The 17,581-nt window shown below is 56.5% G+C and carries 10 protein-coding genes and 1 pseudogene; 2 read left to right on the top strand and 9 right to left on the bottom strand.

Going from position 1 to position 17,581, the window contains the following annotated elements:
* Positions 1-255: 255 nt before the first annotated feature.
* The 3 genes from VAE57_RS00745 to VAE57_RS00735 form a co-directional block, all read right to left on the bottom strand.
* Positions 256-4,044: an Ig-like domain-containing protein gene (locus VAE57_RS00745; protein ID WP_322820005.1), complete on the bottom strand. Its 3,789-nt coding sequence runs from the start codon at positions 4,042-4,044 to the stop codon at positions 256-258.
* Between the two features lie 207 nt (positions 4,045-4,251).
* Entirely contained in the window at positions 4,252-4,449 is a 198-nt protein-coding gene (locus VAE57_RS00740; protein ID WP_322820004.1) for a hypothetical protein, read from the bottom strand.
* Positions 4,450-4,528: 79 nt separating this feature from the next.
* Complete coding sequence (locus tag VAE57_RS00735) at positions 4,529-8,056, bottom strand: tetratricopeptide repeat protein (protein WP_322820003.1); 3,528 nt, start codon at positions 8,054-8,056, stop codon at positions 4,529-4,531.
* Between the two features lie 267 nt (positions 8,057-8,323).
* Here VAE57_RS00735 and tyrS point away from each other — a divergent pair, with 267 nt between their 5' ends.
* Complete coding sequence (gene tyrS / locus VAE57_RS00730; RefSeq protein ID WP_416208417.1) at positions 8,324-9,511, top strand: tyrosine--tRNA ligase; 1,188 nt, start codon at positions 8,324-8,326, stop codon at positions 9,509-9,511.
* Positions 9,512-9,522: 11 nt separating this feature from the next.
* On the opposite strand, the pseudogene VAE57_RS00725 reads toward tyrS, so the two are convergent.
* The 4 genes and pseudogenes from VAE57_RS00725 to VAE57_RS00710 all read right to left on the bottom strand — a co-directional run bounded on the left by VAE57_RS00725 (position 9,523) and on the right by VAE57_RS00710 (position 11,593).
* Positions 9,523-9,850, bottom strand: a pseudogene (locus VAE57_RS00725) (nucleotidyltransferase family protein).
* Positions 9,831-10,268, bottom strand: coding sequence for an HI0074 family nucleotidyltransferase substrate-binding subunit (locus tag VAE57_RS00720; RefSeq protein ID WP_322820000.1), 438 nt, complete (start codon positions 10,266-10,268; stop codon positions 9,831-9,833). Before VAE57_RS00720 ends, VAE57_RS00725 begins: the two are co-directional and overlap by 20 nt.
* 57 nt (positions 10,269-10,325) lie before the next feature.
* Positions 10,326-10,976 carry a thiamine diphosphokinase gene (locus VAE57_RS00715; RefSeq protein WP_322819999.1) on the bottom strand — a complete coding sequence of 217 codons (651 nt, stop codon included), beginning with the start codon at positions 10,974-10,976 and terminating at the stop codon, positions 10,326-10,328.
* Positions 10,976-11,593, bottom strand: a complete 618-nt coding sequence (locus VAE57_RS00710) for a LysE/ArgO family amino acid transporter (protein ID WP_322819998.1) — start codon at positions 11,591-11,593, stop codon at positions 10,976-10,978. The genes VAE57_RS00715 and VAE57_RS00710 overlap by 1 nt, the downstream gene beginning before the upstream one ends.
* Before the next feature lie 110 nt (positions 11,594-11,703).
* Between VAE57_RS00710 and glgA the strand changes: the two genes are divergently transcribed.
* On the top strand, positions 11,704-12,930 hold the full coding sequence (gene glgA / locus VAE57_RS00705) for a glycogen synthase (protein ID WP_322819997.1): 1,227 nt from the start codon (positions 11,704-11,706) through the stop codon (positions 12,928-12,930).
* A 678-nt stretch (positions 12,931-13,608) separates the two neighbouring features.
* Here the strand turns inward: glgA and VAE57_RS00700 are convergent.
* Together VAE57_RS00700 and VAE57_RS00695 are read right to left on the bottom strand one after the other, a co-directional pair.
* Positions 13,609-15,255, bottom strand: a complete 1,647-nt coding sequence (locus tag VAE57_RS00700) for a glycosyl hydrolase (protein WP_322819996.1) — start codon at positions 15,253-15,255, stop codon at positions 13,609-13,611.
* A gap of 95 nt (positions 15,256-15,350) precedes the next feature.
* Positions 15,351-17,228, bottom strand: coding sequence for a sigma-54-dependent Fis family transcriptional regulator (locus VAE57_RS00695; RefSeq protein ID WP_322819995.1), 1,878 nt, complete (start codon positions 17,226-17,228; stop codon positions 15,351-15,353).
* Between the last annotated feature and the right edge of the window lie 353 nt (positions 17,229-17,581).

Here is a 17,581-nt window from a genome sequence, read left to right as displayed (position 1 = left end):
TTATGCCCCCTGCCGCCCCGATGTAGCCGCATCCCGCAGTGCAAAAATGGCGTTCTTCCGCGTTTGCTTCCGGCGTTTCTCGCGTCATAGTCGCTGCGGTTCCTGCCGGGATCTTCCGCACACCACCGCACAAAAGACGGTTTTCTTCCACTACCTTTTCTGGCCAGGCTCGTGCGCCTGTCTTTGTCCAGCGCGGCTTCACGAGATGTTCAGCAGGGGAGAGGAACGATGAAACCTCTCCCCTGGAGCATACATTTACTTGACAACCAGCGGCAGGTTCACCCGATAGTTCACCTCACCCAGCATCGTCACCCCCCAGCGCTGCGGTTCGTAGGCAACGCTTCCCCGCGGCCAGGCCGATCGGGTGTCGTGGGCAACCAGCATCCGCACAAATCGATCCCACCCCCCAAAGCGGTCAACCGCTATCTGCATTTCCGCACTCCAACTGATAGTACCGGCACTCACCGCTCCGGTCATGCTCTGCGGGATCGGGTCAAAGACATCGTTCACACTGCCATTACCACGTCCGCTGCGGACAACGCCATCGCGTTGGATCAGCATAATCAGGTCGTCCGCCTGTTGCAGTGCATCGGCACTGTTGTTGAGATCGAATTTCAAGATGGCTGCTTCCGTGGCACTTGTGCTGAGCGGTAGGCCGCTGAAGCAGGCATACAGGTACGCTCCTACGCGCACAAACCGCACCTGCGCCGCTGTTGCCGAGGAAGTGCCTTCATTGTAGCGGAGTGATACAGGGTGTGGATCAGCGTTGTAGGCAGCATCTTCACAGAAACCATCGACAACCGGTGCAGTACTATCATCGCTGATCCGTTTGGGTGAAACAGAGAATTGAATAGTATCCTCACCACTACCGCTATCGCTATCAGTTGCCTGGAGGCGAGCCGTGTAGAGGCCGGGCGGCAGGTTGAGCAGGGTTAACTGCCCGCCATCACCGGTAATGCTGAGCGGGCCGGTAATCTGCCACTGCAACCGCGAGCCACTCAGAAAACCGTCTTCTGGATCGTAGGCCCGGCTCCGCAGGGTGATCGAGTCGCCCGGCGCAAATACAGGGCCGCCTTCCAGTAAGATCGACACCTCCGGTGTGCGACGTGCCACCGAGAACGCCGCAGATGTGGCAATCGCGGTATTCAAGCCATCGGTGGTAATAACCTGTACACGTGCTGTGCCACCCGGTAAACTGGCAATATCTACGTTGAGCGTATTGGCCGTCAGACCCTGAGCAATGACCGTCCAGGTGGTACCATTATCGGCACTGTAGCGCACCATATGATGCAGAACGCCACCATCCGGATCGCTGGCATTCCAGCTTACGGTCAGCGTGCGATTCACAGTACTGCCTGCGGTGGGCGCAGTAATCGACACTGTAGGCGGATTAGAACTGACATTCAGCCCACCGATACTACCACCTCCTACCTGAACAATCTCGATCCGGGTAGGACGCTGCGTCAGATCGAGGCGTTGGAAAAAGCCAATCAGATCCGGTTCCGATGTACCGGGCGCCGGATCACCGTCAACCTCGGCCACACGCAACGGTCGGTCGGCGAGCAGTGTTGTGCCGTTGAGCGCACGAATACGATAATTCGGACTTTCTACTGTACTGGCGTTGATCTGGGCAGTAACCTGACTGAGCAGTGGTTCGGGTAATTGGAACGACTCGCGCATTTCAGCAACCGTCCCTGAAATAAAGCCGGTGACGATGAATGAGACGGTGGACTGGGCAATCGAGACATCTTCCCCGCTGTCTGCGACCGCCAGGCTGCGATTGCTGATCTGGTTGAAGATGCCTTGCCAGGTATAATTCGATGTCCAGCGTGGTCGCGGCATAAAATGCGCGTATGACATCAGATCGCCGGTTGTCTCTGGCAAGAGGAGACTTGGCGGTTGACCAAACCTCCGACTCAGACCGGAGTCGAAACCGAGAAACTCATTCGGGCCAGAAGTACCGATCTGGCAGGTCGGATGCGGATATCCACCATCCACACCATCGGGTACACCCACCGGGCAGTTAATGTGCCCACGACCATACGCATGACTAATCTCGTGCGCCAGGGTTACGCCACCACCCGGCACATTCTGGGTAAAATTACCATTAGGGTTCCAGAAGGTGAAAAACAGCACCGTGTCTTCAAGATTCATCCCGTTGACTTCACGGTCGGGAAAATCCTGTGCCATCACGACACGCAGCGTCCTGCCACCATCGCTACACAGATTGCTATCGAAGAGAGTGTTGACCTTAAGTAGGACGAGCATCCATCCGCTATCGGCATTGGAGCGCGACAGACCAAACGGATCACTCTCAAAGAGATACCAGCGCGGTTTGCGCAATGGGTCACCGCCACGCATAAAGACCCGCAATTCATGCGTAGGCAACAACTGCTCTGCACGAATGAAGAAAGACTGGATGAAGCGCCGTGCCCCTTCATCGCGGGGCCACGCCGAAATGGTTACCCCACGCTCCGTACTGACCGGTTTGATGTCCAGACAGATCGGGGCTTTCCGCACAAACGAGACCGTCCGTGTCACTTCGTTATTTGCATAGCTGGTCTCAGTTTGCACACGGCGGGGATTGACGACAGCACGCAACTGTACTGTCCCATCTGCCCAGGAAGCCGGCAGGCGGAACCAGACGCCACTGTTGATGTCACGACGATCAGTTGTCGATCCGACACTACGCGCATTGCCGACGTAATACACCGGTTCAAGCGGCGAGTCGGGCAGCGGTGTGCCACCGCGTGTCCCGTACAGCAGGACATTCGGCCATAGATCGACCGTAGCCCTGGACGGTGAACTACTGAGAATGCGCGGGAAGACGCGCACAAACGTCTCTTTACCACTCACCAGGGGCACATCGTTATTCGGGTTTTGAACTATCTGCACCACTTCCAGGCCCGTCACATCCAGATCGAGCGTCCAGGTCGAAGCATTGACCGGCAAACGGTACATTGTGCCGTTCCAGCCGATATTCCAGAAGAGGTAACGGCCATTACTCGCCAGAGACAGAGCGGCATTATAGTTATCAGTAATTTGCTCTGGTGTACCACCACTTAACGCCAGCCGAAAGATAGGACCAGTAGACCCACGCACCTCTTGCCAGTAGACATTCAGGCTGTCGACGGCAATGACCGGTGCTGTGGGGGTACCGGTGTTGCCTCGATTCACCAGAGTCTCAATAGCGCTGGGATTGCTGCGTGGTGCGCGTTTGATGACGAGGTTAGCGAGGCTCTCTGCCCAGTAGATGTGAGAACTGCTAAGGGCATAGGAAGCAACACCGGTAATTCCAAGAAAGGTAGAGGTGAAGCCGGCACCGTCTGGAACAGTACGAAACAGGCTGCTGAAGAAGGTGGACACATAGTACGCACCGCCAGAACCATCGGCGCGCAATTTCTCAAAATACCCTGCACCGAAGCCACTGATGGTACGTGCGGCCATCAGTTGTACTGCACCACCCGATTTTGGCATGCGAAACAACCGACCCGAAATCGGCGGCGCAGTATTGCTCTCTATCCAGAAGATGTAGTTGGCGTCCACATCAATCTCGAAGCGCAGGGTTGAGGTGGTGTACGTTGTGCTTCCTATCACCTCTGGTGTCGTCGTGGTTGTGGCGCTACGCGGTAAGCGTTTGATCTGGAAGTCGCTACCGATCCAGTACACATATGTGTCGTCAACGGCGAGGTTCGATTTGATGAATGGTCCGGTATTACCGGCATTGTGCAAGAGACGGGCAGTGCTCATTGAAGGTGCGCCATTCGCAGTACGACTGGAGATTTGACACGGCTCAGCAAATTCTAACGTTGATGAGCAAGATGGTGGCGATCCAGGCCAGAAGACAACGCTGTTATGTAGCGTTAACGGAATATAGCTTTCCTCATTTGCCCAGGTGTCTGGAATGGTGGCAAGCGTTCCATTGACCGAACCGGCTTCCCCTTGTACCCCGTGCGATGCCGGCAGCGTATGCTGAGCAAAAGTCAACGACGCAGAGCTACCGATCAGGCTTATCGTAAGGATAAGATAGATGAGCTGTTTCATGGCAGATTCTCCTGGGTAAAGCAATTGTTGTCTACATCGTAGTTACTTCAGCATACAGAGGGTGGCGTCTACAAAGCGTCTACATGGCCGTGCATTTCATTCCGGCCATCCACTATCGCTTCGGCTCGCCAGGTGTGCTGTTGCCCGACACCAGCGGGGCTAGCCTGTCGGCGGGTTGGATGGTCGGCGGGTGAACGAGTCGGCGGGTCAAAATTCTGCCGTAATTCGGGCAAACCCCTGCTGGGCTGCCTGTCGGCGGGGAGTGGGGGCCTCTAGCCCCACCGGGGCTTCCACGTCGTGAGGGAGGGCTTTAGGCCCGCACGACCGGGCGGGAGAACGCGCCAGGCGCACTTCTGCTAGCCCCACCAGGGCTTCCACATCGTCAGGGAAGGCTTTAGCCCACACGACACCGGCACTGTCACGCTATCAGGCAGGCTTCAGCCCGCATGACATCTGAAATCAGTGCTGCCGTGGGGTGATCATCTCATACTAACATCGGCGGATCGGGCCAGACATCATTGTCGTAAGCGCACAGGATGGCGCGATTGAACGTAAACGCGGTGCGGTACTGTTCCTGGTACTGTGCCGGCAGTTGATATGCGCTGTGCTGCAAACATTCCACCGCCGACTTCAGCGCTGCGACCGTTTCAGTCATGCGGCCCTGAGCACGCAGAATCTGGGCCCGTGCAAACCAGACTTGCTGCGGGTTCTCAACCTGTGGTACCCGGATCAGGTCTTCGACAGCATCCAGGCTATGCCTGTCGGCAGCGTCGATATCGCCGAGACGTAAGCAGGTCATTGCCAGAAAGGCTCGATCAATACTGACATCGAGATGCCCCTGTTCTGCACGCAACGCCAGACCCTGCTCCATCATCCGGCGAGCTTCCATCAGCCGTCCTTGCTGGAGCAACGCTGCGCCAAGATTTGCCAGCGCTGCCGCCTGCTGAGCAGGCAGTGGAATGGCAACGGCCCGTTCATACGACTCACGCAGCCATGCTTCAGCATCGGCACCACGACCAACCCATACCAGTGCTGCCCCGATGTTGCTGGCGGCAACACACATCCCCCGGCCATCCTGGATACCCGCGAAGAGGTTGTATGCCTCACGGGCCATCACTTCCCCTTCGGCAAATGCACCCAGGCGTAGCAGCAGCGTCGCCATATTCACGCGACTGGCAGCCATACCCTGGTACAGATCGATGGCAGCATAGCCGGCATAGGCTCGTTGATAGGCTGCCAGTGCCTCATCATATTGATGTTGTCGCGCCAGCATCCGGGCAACCAAGACAGAGGCGGCAGCTTCCCGATCAGGAATACCACGTTGGGCAAAGAGTCGCTGTGCTTCCTGAGCGTAGAGCAACGCTTGCGAGAAGTTGTTACGGAGTGCAGCAATTGTTCCCAGTTGGAGCATGACCTGCGGCAGTAAGGGTGATGTCGGCTCAGACAACTGTACTGCCCGTTTGAGCGCACCCTCTGCCGCCGCAGGGCGCTCTCGCATCTGTTCAATATCGGCACAGATACACCAGTAACGAATCTGGGCATCGCGATCCTGGTGCTGCACGATCTGTTCCGTCTGACGGAGAACGTCCTCTGCTTCGCTCCATTGCTGCTGATGCGCGAGGGCGCGAGCAAGTGAGCACAGAATAGCACTATCACGATGCAGGGTGTGGGCCGCAGCCCGTTGCAACGCATCAACCGCCTCCTGCCAGCGATTACACGCCAGAGCATAGCGACCACGGCGCTGGTAAACCTCAATCCACCATTCGGGATGATCCGGGGTCTGGCTGACAAGCTGTTCAAGTGCGTCGAGGGTCATCTGTTGTTCTGATCGCAACCCATAGTCGTGCGCTATGGTTTCTTGCTCGCACAACAGATCAAACAGTGTCGGCCGCTCTTGGGCCAGTCCCAGGCCACGCTGAACCGCATACAAGGCTGCGTCGCACGCACAGATCGCGTGGGCACGGCGAGCAGACTGAAGCCACATCCGGGCAGCTTCTTCCGATTGCGCAGCCGCTTCCAAATGGTATGCAATTCGTGCCGGTTCTGCATTCATCTGGCGCAACCATAATGCGGTTTGCCGATGCAGTTGCTGACGACGCACCGGATTGAGTTGCGCAAGGATGGCCGCACGAATTTCAGGATGGGCAATGAAGTATTGATTCTCGGTTGTGCTGATCCAATCGAGTTGCTGAAAATATGCGCAGGCTTCCTCAACCTCATCACCGGTATAGCCACTCACCTGTTGAATAAGCAGGCCACTTCCACAACAGATCACGGCCAGCACCTCAACAATACGCCGTAGGGCGGCATCACACATCTGCAACTGGAGATGGACTGCTTCCGCAAGCGATGAAGGTGGTATAACCGAATCGGGAGCCATCGTGATGGCGCGTAAGGTTTCACGAATCGCCAACGCTTCGCCCTGCGTTTGCTGCCAGAGTTGCTTACCGACAGCAACACTCAGACCTGCATCCTGCGCCAGACGCAACACCGCCTGTTGATCAATGGCCGGAATGGTAAATGAACGCAGGCGATCAGGCATGCCTGCGTCGGCGATGATCTTCTTGATCGCGCTATCATCACGACAGGTGATGAGCAGTGACATTTTGATAGCGGATAGGGAGCGGATAAACCAGGCAAACGCATCGATGGAAAGTGGATCGGCCTGATCCACGTCTTCCAGAACGATAATGACAGGATCGGTACCAATGAGCGCCTGAAATGCACGCGGTATTGCCTGCAACAGCCGGCGATACGCAAGATATGGCACCGTTTCCGAAGGAGCACGAAATGGGAGTAAGCGCGAAAAGATCGCTCGTAGTTCGGGCAACAAACGCACAACCTCGTTCATCCAGGGATCGGGTGGTGCCGCAGCCTGCATTGTGGTGAATGGCTGATTGAGCCGATGACGCAAGGCCACATTAAACACATCACTGATCATTCCAAAGGGAATGTATATATCGAGCTGTGGCGCACTGGCTGTCCATATCTGTACCCCTGGCACCGAGGATCGAATCCTCTCCAGTACCTGCCGTACCAGATAACCCTTTCCGCTACCGGCTGCTCCTTGTATACAAACAACCTTCGGTGTACCGGCCAATCCCTCACGCAACGGTGTCATGAGTTCCGTCAGCGCCGGAAGATGAGTTATGCCTAAACCTGGTGGCCATTGACGCCGACTCACATCACTACTGTTGGTTCGGTATTTATGGTCACGAAACGCAAGATGGTAGACATCTTCAATCTGATCATTCAAAATCGCCTGATACAACGCCGAGGTCATGGCTTCCGGATCAAGTCCCAATTCTTCGCGGAGCAACGCTGTGCAGTATGCAAATTGATGAATGGCATCGGCACGTCGTCCGGTGCGGGTGTAGAGCCACATCAATTTGCGGTGTAACGCTTCGGAGAGCGGATCAAGTGCCAGCGCATGCTCGGCTGCTGTGATCGCCCGTTCAAAATGAGCAATCGCGGTGTAACCATCAACCAGACGACGCCATACATCGAGGTGGAGGCGAGCAAAGCGTTCACGTTGCTGCAATACCCAGTGTTCAAACTCTGTCGACTCGACGCGTTCTAACCCACTCAGCAATGGCCCGGTGTAAAGCTGCGTTGCTTGCTCGGCAACTCGAATACCCTCGCGATCAGGTAGTTCTGCAACCTGACCGGCCAACTGGACGAAGACACAGGCATCGATATAACACTGGCTGGTATCGAGTGAAAGGATATCGGATTTTCCCCCAGGTTCATCACGCAACACGTTATCGACGAGCGGGCCAATCGCCTGACGCAGATGCCAGAGCGAGCGACGAAGGCGTTGTCGGCCAACCGGTTGTGGTACATCCGGCCAGAGAACATAGGTCAGTTCATCACGGGTAACTGAGCGCTCACTCAGGGCCAGCATTGCCATAATTGCCAGCGGTTGACGGCGCCGGAAGTGAATGTCACGTTGATTGAAACGTAGACGTGGAACGCCGAATAAGCGAAATTCAATGATCGGTGCTGCATTCATAGATGTCTGATACGTATTTTGGGAACTGATCCGGACGCCCAATCATGCGAAACACGTTTTTACTTGCAAGCGCTGATATAACAAATCGATACTACCATTATAGCGATGTAGTATGTCGTCAGTATGACAATAGATTGACAACCATAACTGTACGGCTGCACCTTCCTGTGAAGTGCCCGAATACTCCCAACATCCGCGCTCGTTTTCCGCTTGACACACACCCCGCTCCCTGTTAGCATAAACTACGTTTGCAGTCTTTATAAAGCGCTGGGAGCGTCTGGGATGGATCTGTCCGAACTATTACGGCGCGGCGTTGCCGAAGTGATCGTCGAGAGCGAACTGCGTGCTCGCTTGCAAAGTGGAACGCCGCTGAGGCTAAAACAGGGCTTTGATCCCACCAAGCCCGATATGCACATCGGCCATGCCGTTGGTCTGCGCAAATTACGTGCTTTCCAGGAATTGGGGCATCAGGTGGTGTTGATTGTCGGTGATTGGACGGCACAAATCGGCGATCCAAGCGGTCGCGACGAAACCCGCACCCGCCTGTCGGCTGCTGAGGTACGGGCCAACGCCGAAACCTACATGGAGCAGTTCTTCCGCGTGGTTGATCGCCAACGCACCGAGGTGCGCTGGCAGAGCGAATGGTTTGGGCAATTTACGCTGGAGCATGCCCTTGATCTGGCCGGTCGCTTCACCCTGGCTCAAATGCTGGCCCACGAGACGTTCCGCAAGCGGTATGAAACCGGTGCGCCACTGACCATCCTCGAATTGATGTATCCCATGCTTCAGGCGTATGACTCGGTGGCGATCAAGGCCGATGTGGAATTCGGTGGTACCGACCAGAAATTCAATATCCTCGCCGGTCGTGAATTGATGGCGCAACTGGGCATGACCCCGCAGCAGGTGTTCCTCGTACCGCTCATTCCCGGCACCGATGGACGCAAGATGTCGAAGACGTTTAATAACACAGTCGATATTCGGATGCCGCCAGCGGAAATGTATGGTCGCATTATGTCAATGAGCGACGAGGTATTACCTCTCTATTTTGAAGTGCTGACCGATGTGCCGATGGCAGAGATAGACGAGATGAAGATGGCAATGGCCGCCGGACAGGTCAATCCACGCGATCTGAAGATGCGGCTGGCGCGTGAGATTGTGGCCCAGTTCCACGACCCGGCTGCTGCCGCTGCCGCCGAAGCCGCCTTCGTTCGTCAATTCGTCGAGCGCGAGATTCCCGAGGATATTCCAACGTTTACCCTCACAGCACCGAGCGGGATAGTTGAGGTGTTGGTCGCCAGCGGTCTCGCCCCTAGCAAGAGTGAGGCGCGTCGCCTGATTGACGGTGGTGGCGTGCGGGTTGACGGTGAACGGGTTGAGGACTACGCCCTAACGCTGTCGCCCGGTGCTAATGTCGTGGTACAGGTTGGTCGCCGTAAGTTTGTGCGCGTTGTGTAGGGGCAGGTTGTTTATCCTGCCCCTTTTGCTTCCTGGCATTGCTGTATACCACGCTGTATCAGCACGCTGTCGCGCGCGATGATAGCCCGAAATCCCGCATCAGTTGTGGCCCAATCTACAATATCAACCTTCCAGGAAATCTTCGGCCAGGCCCGCCAGCACGTCAAGCGCAAGCGGTTCATCGGTCATAATGACCAGATCAAGATCGGAGTATCGTCTGGCCCGTCCCTGCACCCGTGAACCGAAGGCCCGGACATCGTAGCGGGGAACGTGTTTACGCAGAATCGCGCATACGATAGCCAGATGCTCCGGTTGAACCTCAATTGTTTGTCTGTTCATTCCGTCTATCCAGAGCTTTCAATACTGCTTGCGCTTCGGCAAGCAGATCACCTGCGTGTTGACATACCATCAACGCTTTCGCACTGTCGTATGTGTGAGAAGTCATATTACGCAACAAGCGATAGCGAAACCAGGCTTCGACATCGGTGATGAGACCCTTTTCAGCCGCTGTACGGATGAAGTTACGAAAATGACTGATATCAACCTCTTCTGGAAAAGCAGCATCCAGTTCAAGCCGCCGCCGTATCATCTTGATACACAATTCGTACACGAACTCGAAGTTTTGCACGACACCGGCCATGATTGTCTGCTGAACCTCCGCGCTCTGCGCATCGAACCACGACCGATCATTCACGATACGCAGTGCAGCATCGAGGAATTGAATCACGCGAACCAGTGAGGATAGGTCGAGAAGCATTGCGCTATGTTCCTCAAAAACACAAGACTCTGTGTTGCGCCAGCGCAGACCAACTCTCTACACCGGCTCAGCCTGCGTCGTCAGCACCACCAGCAGCATGCCCTGCCCAACCGAAACTCGTGCCGGCAGGTTATTGATGACATTGCTCACGCCGCGTGCCCGGTCATGGTAGAGCGTTCCATTGGTAAGCGGATAGGCCAGTCCTGCGGTCGTGATACCGTGGGCATCGCCGCCAAACGGCAGCAACGAGACGGTATCACCCACGAGACCGGGAATCACACTCTCACGATCCACCAGCCAGATCTGTTGTGGAACGTCGAGCAGACGAACCCGGCGGCCACGCAGCTCCGACATTCCCAACAACATTACGTTCGCCAGCGATTGATCCCAACGTCCACCCAGTGCCCCGATCACGTCGATTCGGGTAGTACCCATGGCGGCTGCGGCCAGCAACGCCAGTTCGAGATCGGTCTCGTCTTTGTCGGGACGATGCCGTTCGATCGCTACTCCTTTTGCCTGATACGCAGTCAGTGCTTCCGCAGCAATTGAGTCAAGATCACCAATGATTAAGTGTGGCGTGTAGCCGCCGGCAAACAGGGCAGTACCGCCACCATCTGCGGCAATCAGCCGGTCGGCAAGCGTCAACAACCGCTGGTACGGTGTGAGATCAATTGCCGGTGCATTTGCTACAATCACTGTGTACGTCATCACAGGCCTCTACTCAACAAGGCAGCTACCCCAAAGCCGATAATCACCAAACCCGACACCAGATTGATCACCCGCAACACCGGCACAGTCACTCGCCCGCGTACCAGCGCAACCCCACTGCTTAACAACGTCCACCAGAGCGCCGAGCCAAAGGCAACCCCGGCAACCAGCGTCATCCCGTTGAGCCAGTTGCCGGCAGTGCTCAGACCCAAACTGGCAAAGATGACGGTGAAGATCAGGATGGTTGCCGGGTTGGTCAGCGTAAGCAAGAAGGTTGAGAGATATGCGCCGAGCAAGCCTCGCCTGGTGATGGTCGGTTGAGCAATAACCGGATCGGGTCGAGCGAGCATCATTGTCAGGCCGATCCAGATCAGAGCGATACCACCTGCAAGCTGAAGCAGGGAACTTAGCCCAAGCAGGATCAGGCTCATCGCCTGTAAACCCAACGCAGCAATACTGCCGTAGAGCGCATCAGCCGTGGCAGCGCCTAACCCACTGATAAAACCGGTCAAGCGCCCGTCGGTTATCGTGCGCCTGATGCAGAGCAAGCCAATCGGTCCGACCGGCGCCGCAATCGCCAGCCCAAACAAGAGACCGCGGACGAATAACTCAAGCATTGCCGGCATCCTCTCTGGTGCATGATATGCGATCCAGGTTGTTCTTGTTGTCGCAAAACCATGTATACTGAAGAAACGAGTTCATCATACCATGAGAGAAGAGGCTTGCTATGCCTGAATTGCGCCGTGTGGCCCTCTTTACGAATGAGTACCCACCGTATATCTATGGCGGAGCCGGTGTCCACGTCGAGTATCTGAGCCAGGCGCTTAGCCGGATGGTACCGGTTGAAGTTCGTTGCTTTGGCGACCAACACGTTGACACAGCAAACCTGAAGGTGCGCGGCTATCCACGATGGGAAGAGGCACGCCAGAATACCGATCCTCGCTTTGCCGGTGCGGTCGACGCAGTTGCTCGCTCACTGGCGATGGCAAAAGATACGCTCGACGCCAGTGTGGTTCATTGTCATACCTGGTACACCGATCTGGCAGGTCTGTTCGCCAGCAAGCTATGGGGGATTCCTTACGTATTAACCATCCACTCGCTCGAACCATTACGCCCCTGGAAGGTTGAACAACTGGGCAACGCCTACCATCTTAGCTCGTGGATCGAACGCACGGCGATTGAGCAGGCCAATGCCGTGATCGCCGTTTCTAAAGAGACTCGCGCTGATATTCTGCGCCTGTTCAATATCAATCCGGATCGCGTCCACGTTATCTACAACGGGATCGATCTCAACGAGTACCGGAAAACCAACGCAACCGATGCCCTGGAACGGTACGGCGTTGATCCAACCCGACCCTTCGTGCTCTTCGTCGGGCGGATTACGCGCCAGAAAGGGATTATCCATCTGGTGAATGCCATCCCTCACATCGACCCGACAGCACAAATTGTGCTCTGCGCCGGCGCTCCTGATACGAAAGAGATCGGGATCGAGATGGAGGAACGGGTCGCCGCCGTGAGCGCCCACCGCCCCGGTGTGATCTGGATTCGCGAGATGCTTCCTCGCCAGGATGTGATTCAATTCTACTCGCACGCTGCTGTCTTCTGTTGCCCAAGTGTGTACGAGCCGTTCGGCATTATCAATCTTGAGGCGATGGCCTGCGAGACGGCTGTGGTGGCCTCGGCGGTCGGCGGGATCAAAGAGGTTGTTATTCCCGAAGAGACGGGGTTACTGGTTGATCCCAATCTCAAGCCGGGCAGTTTCGATCCCGTCGATCCCGCCGCATTCTCGGCAGATCTGGCAGCTGCGATCAATCGCTTGCTGGTCAATCCCGACCTGCGTCATCAGTTCGGTCAGGCCGGTCGGCGCCGGGTCGAACAGGTGTTTAGCTGGGACGCAATTGCCCGCCAGACGATTGAGTTGTATCAAGCGGTGATTGAGTCGTTCGCGGGTTGAGGGGGAGGGTAGGAGGTAGGAGATAGGAAATAGGAGGTAGACAATAGGAAATAGGAAGTTGGAAATAGAGAGGCAGGATACCGAAGAGGGTGTGTAGAACTTACTGCATAAAAGCTGTGCTGTCGTGATCCCAGACGGTCGCCCAGGCGCATGAACGCTTACCAATCGCCAACGTTAGCATATCCTGCTTCCAGGCGTCTAGTAAGGCAGCGAGGAGGGCTGTCGACCATCGTCAATGCCATCACTCGTTGGATTGGTTGTCTTGTCCGTTTGTCATGCGCGTGTCGCAGCGTGTGGAGTGCGGTAGCCATGCTGCCGCACCAGCCGTGCTTTGTGCCGGGTGCGTGTTACATGTCCTGAACTCGTACCCACCGGCCCGCCAGTCAGGCCGCACCAGTCGTGCGTCGTGCCGGGTGCGTTACACGGGTAGCCGGGCTGGTCACCTGGATTGCGGTAGCCATGCTGCCGCACCAGCCGTGCTTTGTGCCGGGTGCGTGTTACGCTGTTGACCGTGCTGGTCAGGTGGATGCCACATCAGAACACTTTCCACGGCCAGTAGCGCGTGGAAGCTACGCTACCGCACCCAACTGTGCTCTTGACTGTCATCTCTGGTTAGCGTCCGGTCATCTATATCCTGACCGGTTCATCGTGTCGCCGGTATGGCGTGTGGTAGCCACTCTACCGCATCAACCGTACCCGGAGCGCCATCGCGGACGCAATGCCCGGTCGTGCACCACCGACCGGTAATCTGTGATGACCACTATCACCGGCTTCACCGACCAGTGCCGCAATCTCGCTAATGATCAACTCGCCTACACCACTCCACCCATCATACTGATCATCAACCACAATCGCCTGCAATGCCAGTGGTGCATCAGGACGCCGATTCCCCTCACCAGCAACATACCCGTACTGGAGCGCCCGATATCCGACTGGTGCTGATAAAACCTGCTCCACTTCCGGGCCAATCATCCCAACGGTCAGCGCAAAACGCTCGCCCTCGGCGTCACGCAACCAGAGCCGTAGATGATGCGCACTCCCATCGCCGGTCAGGCGCACGATCAATGCTCTGGTATAGTCAGGCAGCGCGATTGGCTCGCGCAACTCAAAGGCGACGTAATCATTGGTGCGGGTGGTGAAACGATACGAAATATGCAGACCATCCCGTGCTTGCCAGATCGAACCATTTGGTTGGGCAGGACGTAGCCATTCCACCTGCCGATCAAGCAGATGAATGGTCGTCGTTGGCATAAGCGAGTCCACCGTAGGCATAGATGCAGCCAGATCGCGCAAGGCAGCAGCTACCGGCTTGGCACGACTGAAATCGGCCCGCCCGCTGCCATACCCGAACAAGCCATACGTGTTGTGCGGATCATCTTTCAGCGCATACCAGAAAACATGGCTGACTCCGCCTTGCCAGAGGGCATAGTACGCCTGCGGCAAATAGGCCGCCTGCTGCGCAGCATCAATCAGCGCCAGCGGATCGCGGTCGCTCGCCCCACTTGCCCAGCCAAGTTCAGTTGCCCAGACCGGTTTCCAGCCGTAGCGAGCGGCAACAGCCCTCACACCATCAGCCGCAGCGATCAGGTTACTTTCTAGCGGGTTCAGCGGATCGACATAGGGATGGATAGCAAGCACATCAAAGGCATGCCAGCCACCATAGGCTGCAATCGCACGCAGAAAGCTTGTATCAAACGGATTAATCCCGCCCAGCACTATCGTCGCCGTTGGATCAATTGCCCGGATTGTCCGTGCTGTTGCGATCAGCAGGCGCGTATATTGCCCAGGATCAGGAGCCGGTCGCCAGAACAACGCTTGATCCGGCTCATTCCAAACCTGCCAGTGCTTTACGATGTGCCGGTAACGTTGCACAACCGCTGCCACATACGCCACAAATGCGGCCTCGTCTGGGACAGCAAACGAGATCTGGTTGGGATGATCGGTAGTATCAGGTGTGGCCCATCCAACTGCCGGCCCCAACACAGCCAGTATCTGCAAGCGCTGCCGGTGCAATGCCGAGAGTGCGGCGTCGCTGAATGTCCAATCCCAGGTAGCGGGATCGGGCTGAATTCGGTGCCAGTGCAAATCTTCGCGTACCCATTGCACACCGAGATCGGCCAGGATTGCCGCTGGAATTGGCATTGTAGCCGCATCGGGGTAACGGGTAGTGAGATGGCTGTTGATCCCAACCGCACGAGTCTCTGGCAGGGTGCGAACTGCAAACGGTTCTGTAACCCGATCCTGCGGGATGAGCGCGTCAGCACACAACAACCCGGCAATCAGGCACAGCATTACCAGACAACAAGGGCCGGTCAATTGTCGCATAAAGGGTCTCAACAATAGCGTTTGGGATGCTGCCAGACGGTAGTCCTGTTACATCATACCAGTTGCGTACAACCCGAACACAACCACCTGTCGGACTACGGTACCATATCCTCACGCGAAATTCGATAACGGGTCATCTTGCGCCAGAGTGTGGCCCGACTGATCCCCAACAACGCGGCTGCCCGGCCTAATCGACCGCCCGCCGCCCGCCCGGCCCGTAAGATGGCGTCTCGTTCACTCAACTCCTGGGTCTCGGCCAGACGCGGGCTGTCGGAGATGAGTAACGGTGTTGTGTGGCGGGCAATGGCCGGGGGCAAATCCGACACCGTGAGCACACTCTTGGCGTTCGTCTGCACCATCTGCTCCAGCACCACTTCCAGTTCACGAACATTTCCCGGCCATGGATAGGTCCGCAACGCTGCCAGTGCATCTGGATCGAGTGCCACTTGCCGCCCGAACTGTTCACTCAACCGCCGGATCATATGATTAGCCAGCAAGATAATATCGTCGCCACGCTGCCGCAGCGGTGGAATATCAACCACAAACGCACTCAGGCGTGCGTACAGATCGGCGCGAAAACGCCCCTCTTCCACCAGTTGCTCAAGACCATGACCGGTGGTAATCACCCGCACATCAACCGGTATCGGACGCGCTCCGCCGGTACGGATCACCCGCCCCATCTCTATCACTCGCAGCAGACTGGTCTGTTGATCGAACGAGAGCGCATCGATAGCTTCTAAATACAATACGCCACCATGGGCCAGCTCCAGCTTCCCAGGGCGTCCAGGCTGGCGATCTGTGCCCTCCACTCCAAACAACTCGCTATCGATCAACTGACGAGGAATTGCTGAACATGAGACGCGAATGAACGGGCCGCCAGCCCGACTACTGGCATTGTGGATCGCCTGCGCAAAAATCTCCTTGCCGACACCGGCTTCACCTCGCAACAAAATTGCCCCCCGACCGGCAGCCGCCAGCCGCGCCTGGCGCATTGCCTGCCGCATACTCTCACTCTGACCAACAATATCGCGAAACGTAAATGTCGCCCGCGCTCCAACCACTTGTTGCACGAGTTGACGCACACTTTCAGTTGGTCGCAGCGTGATCACACTGCCCAGGTAGCGACGGCTGCGATCCCACACCGGACGTACCCCACAAATAACCGCCTGGACCCCGGTCGGTGTTTGCCAGATCGCCTCTTGCTCTTCAAGCGTACTGAGCTGCTGGAGCGCAGCCGCAATCGCGGGTGGCGGCGAAATCACACTGGTCAGTGGGCGCCCGGCAGCCGAGCGGACATTGATACCCAGAATACTGGCGACACGCCGGCTCAAGCGCCGGATTTCCCCGTTAGGACCAACAAAGATCAACCCTTCGTTGATCGTATCAAGCGTCGCGTAGAGTTCGGTAAGCTGATCGTTCGCTTCGTTCAACAACCGTTCAGCGCGTAATTGACTATGAAATGCCTGCGCCGCTGCGATAACCATCCCAAGCGCATACGGATGCCACTCTTCGGCCATGCTGAGGATGGCTATCGCACCTAATGCCCGACCATCAGGGCTAAAAATCGGTGCCGCAGCCAGCGCAAATGCTTGCAACCACTGACAGTAGTGATCGTCACCGGTTGTCTGACAGGGCAGAGCTTCACGCAAAGCCAGATCAACTGCATTGGTGCCGGCATACTCCTCGGCCAGGGTGATCCCATATCCAATCCCATACTGCTGTGCCTGCATCATAATAGCGCTATCCCCGGCCATATCGATGATCGTTCCCTGATCATCACAAATGACCACCACAAAACCGGGATGGTCACTGAGTTGATACAAATCTTCTATTGACGAACGAACCAGGGCTTGCAGATGGCTCCACCCACTCAGATTAATCATCCCGGTTTGCGGTACACACGTCGGGTCAAGCCCACGTGCCTGACAACGTGCCCACGAACGCTGAATCGGAGGGAGGGATGGTGTCGCCATGGATAACCTCGTGCTACTATCCGGCTATCAATATTATAGAACTTATTTCATAAAGCAGTGCTATCGTGCAACCAGACTGTCGCACAGGTGCATGAACGCTTGCCAATCACCAACGACAGCCCGCCCTGATTCTGGCCCGTTGGCAGAGCGCAGCTCCGGTTGTGTCATCACGCGCTGAATTGGTTGCCTTGCTCGCCCATCACCCGCGTGTTGCGTCGTTTGGAGTGCGGCAGCCATGTTGCCGCGCCAGCCGTGCTCACGAACCGGCGCGTGGCACGCCGTTGACCCTGCTGGTCACGAGTATGATGTGTGTTCTCATCACGATCAGGTAGTTTGTCAATAATTAACGAGAT

Source organism: Chloroflexus sp. (assembly GCF_034434295.1).
Taxonomy (GTDB): Bacteria; Chloroflexota; Chloroflexia; order Chloroflexales; family Chloroflexaceae; genus Chloroflexus.
Note: the sequence above shows the minus strand (reverse complement) of the source record. Positions and strands in the feature narration are given on the sequence as shown.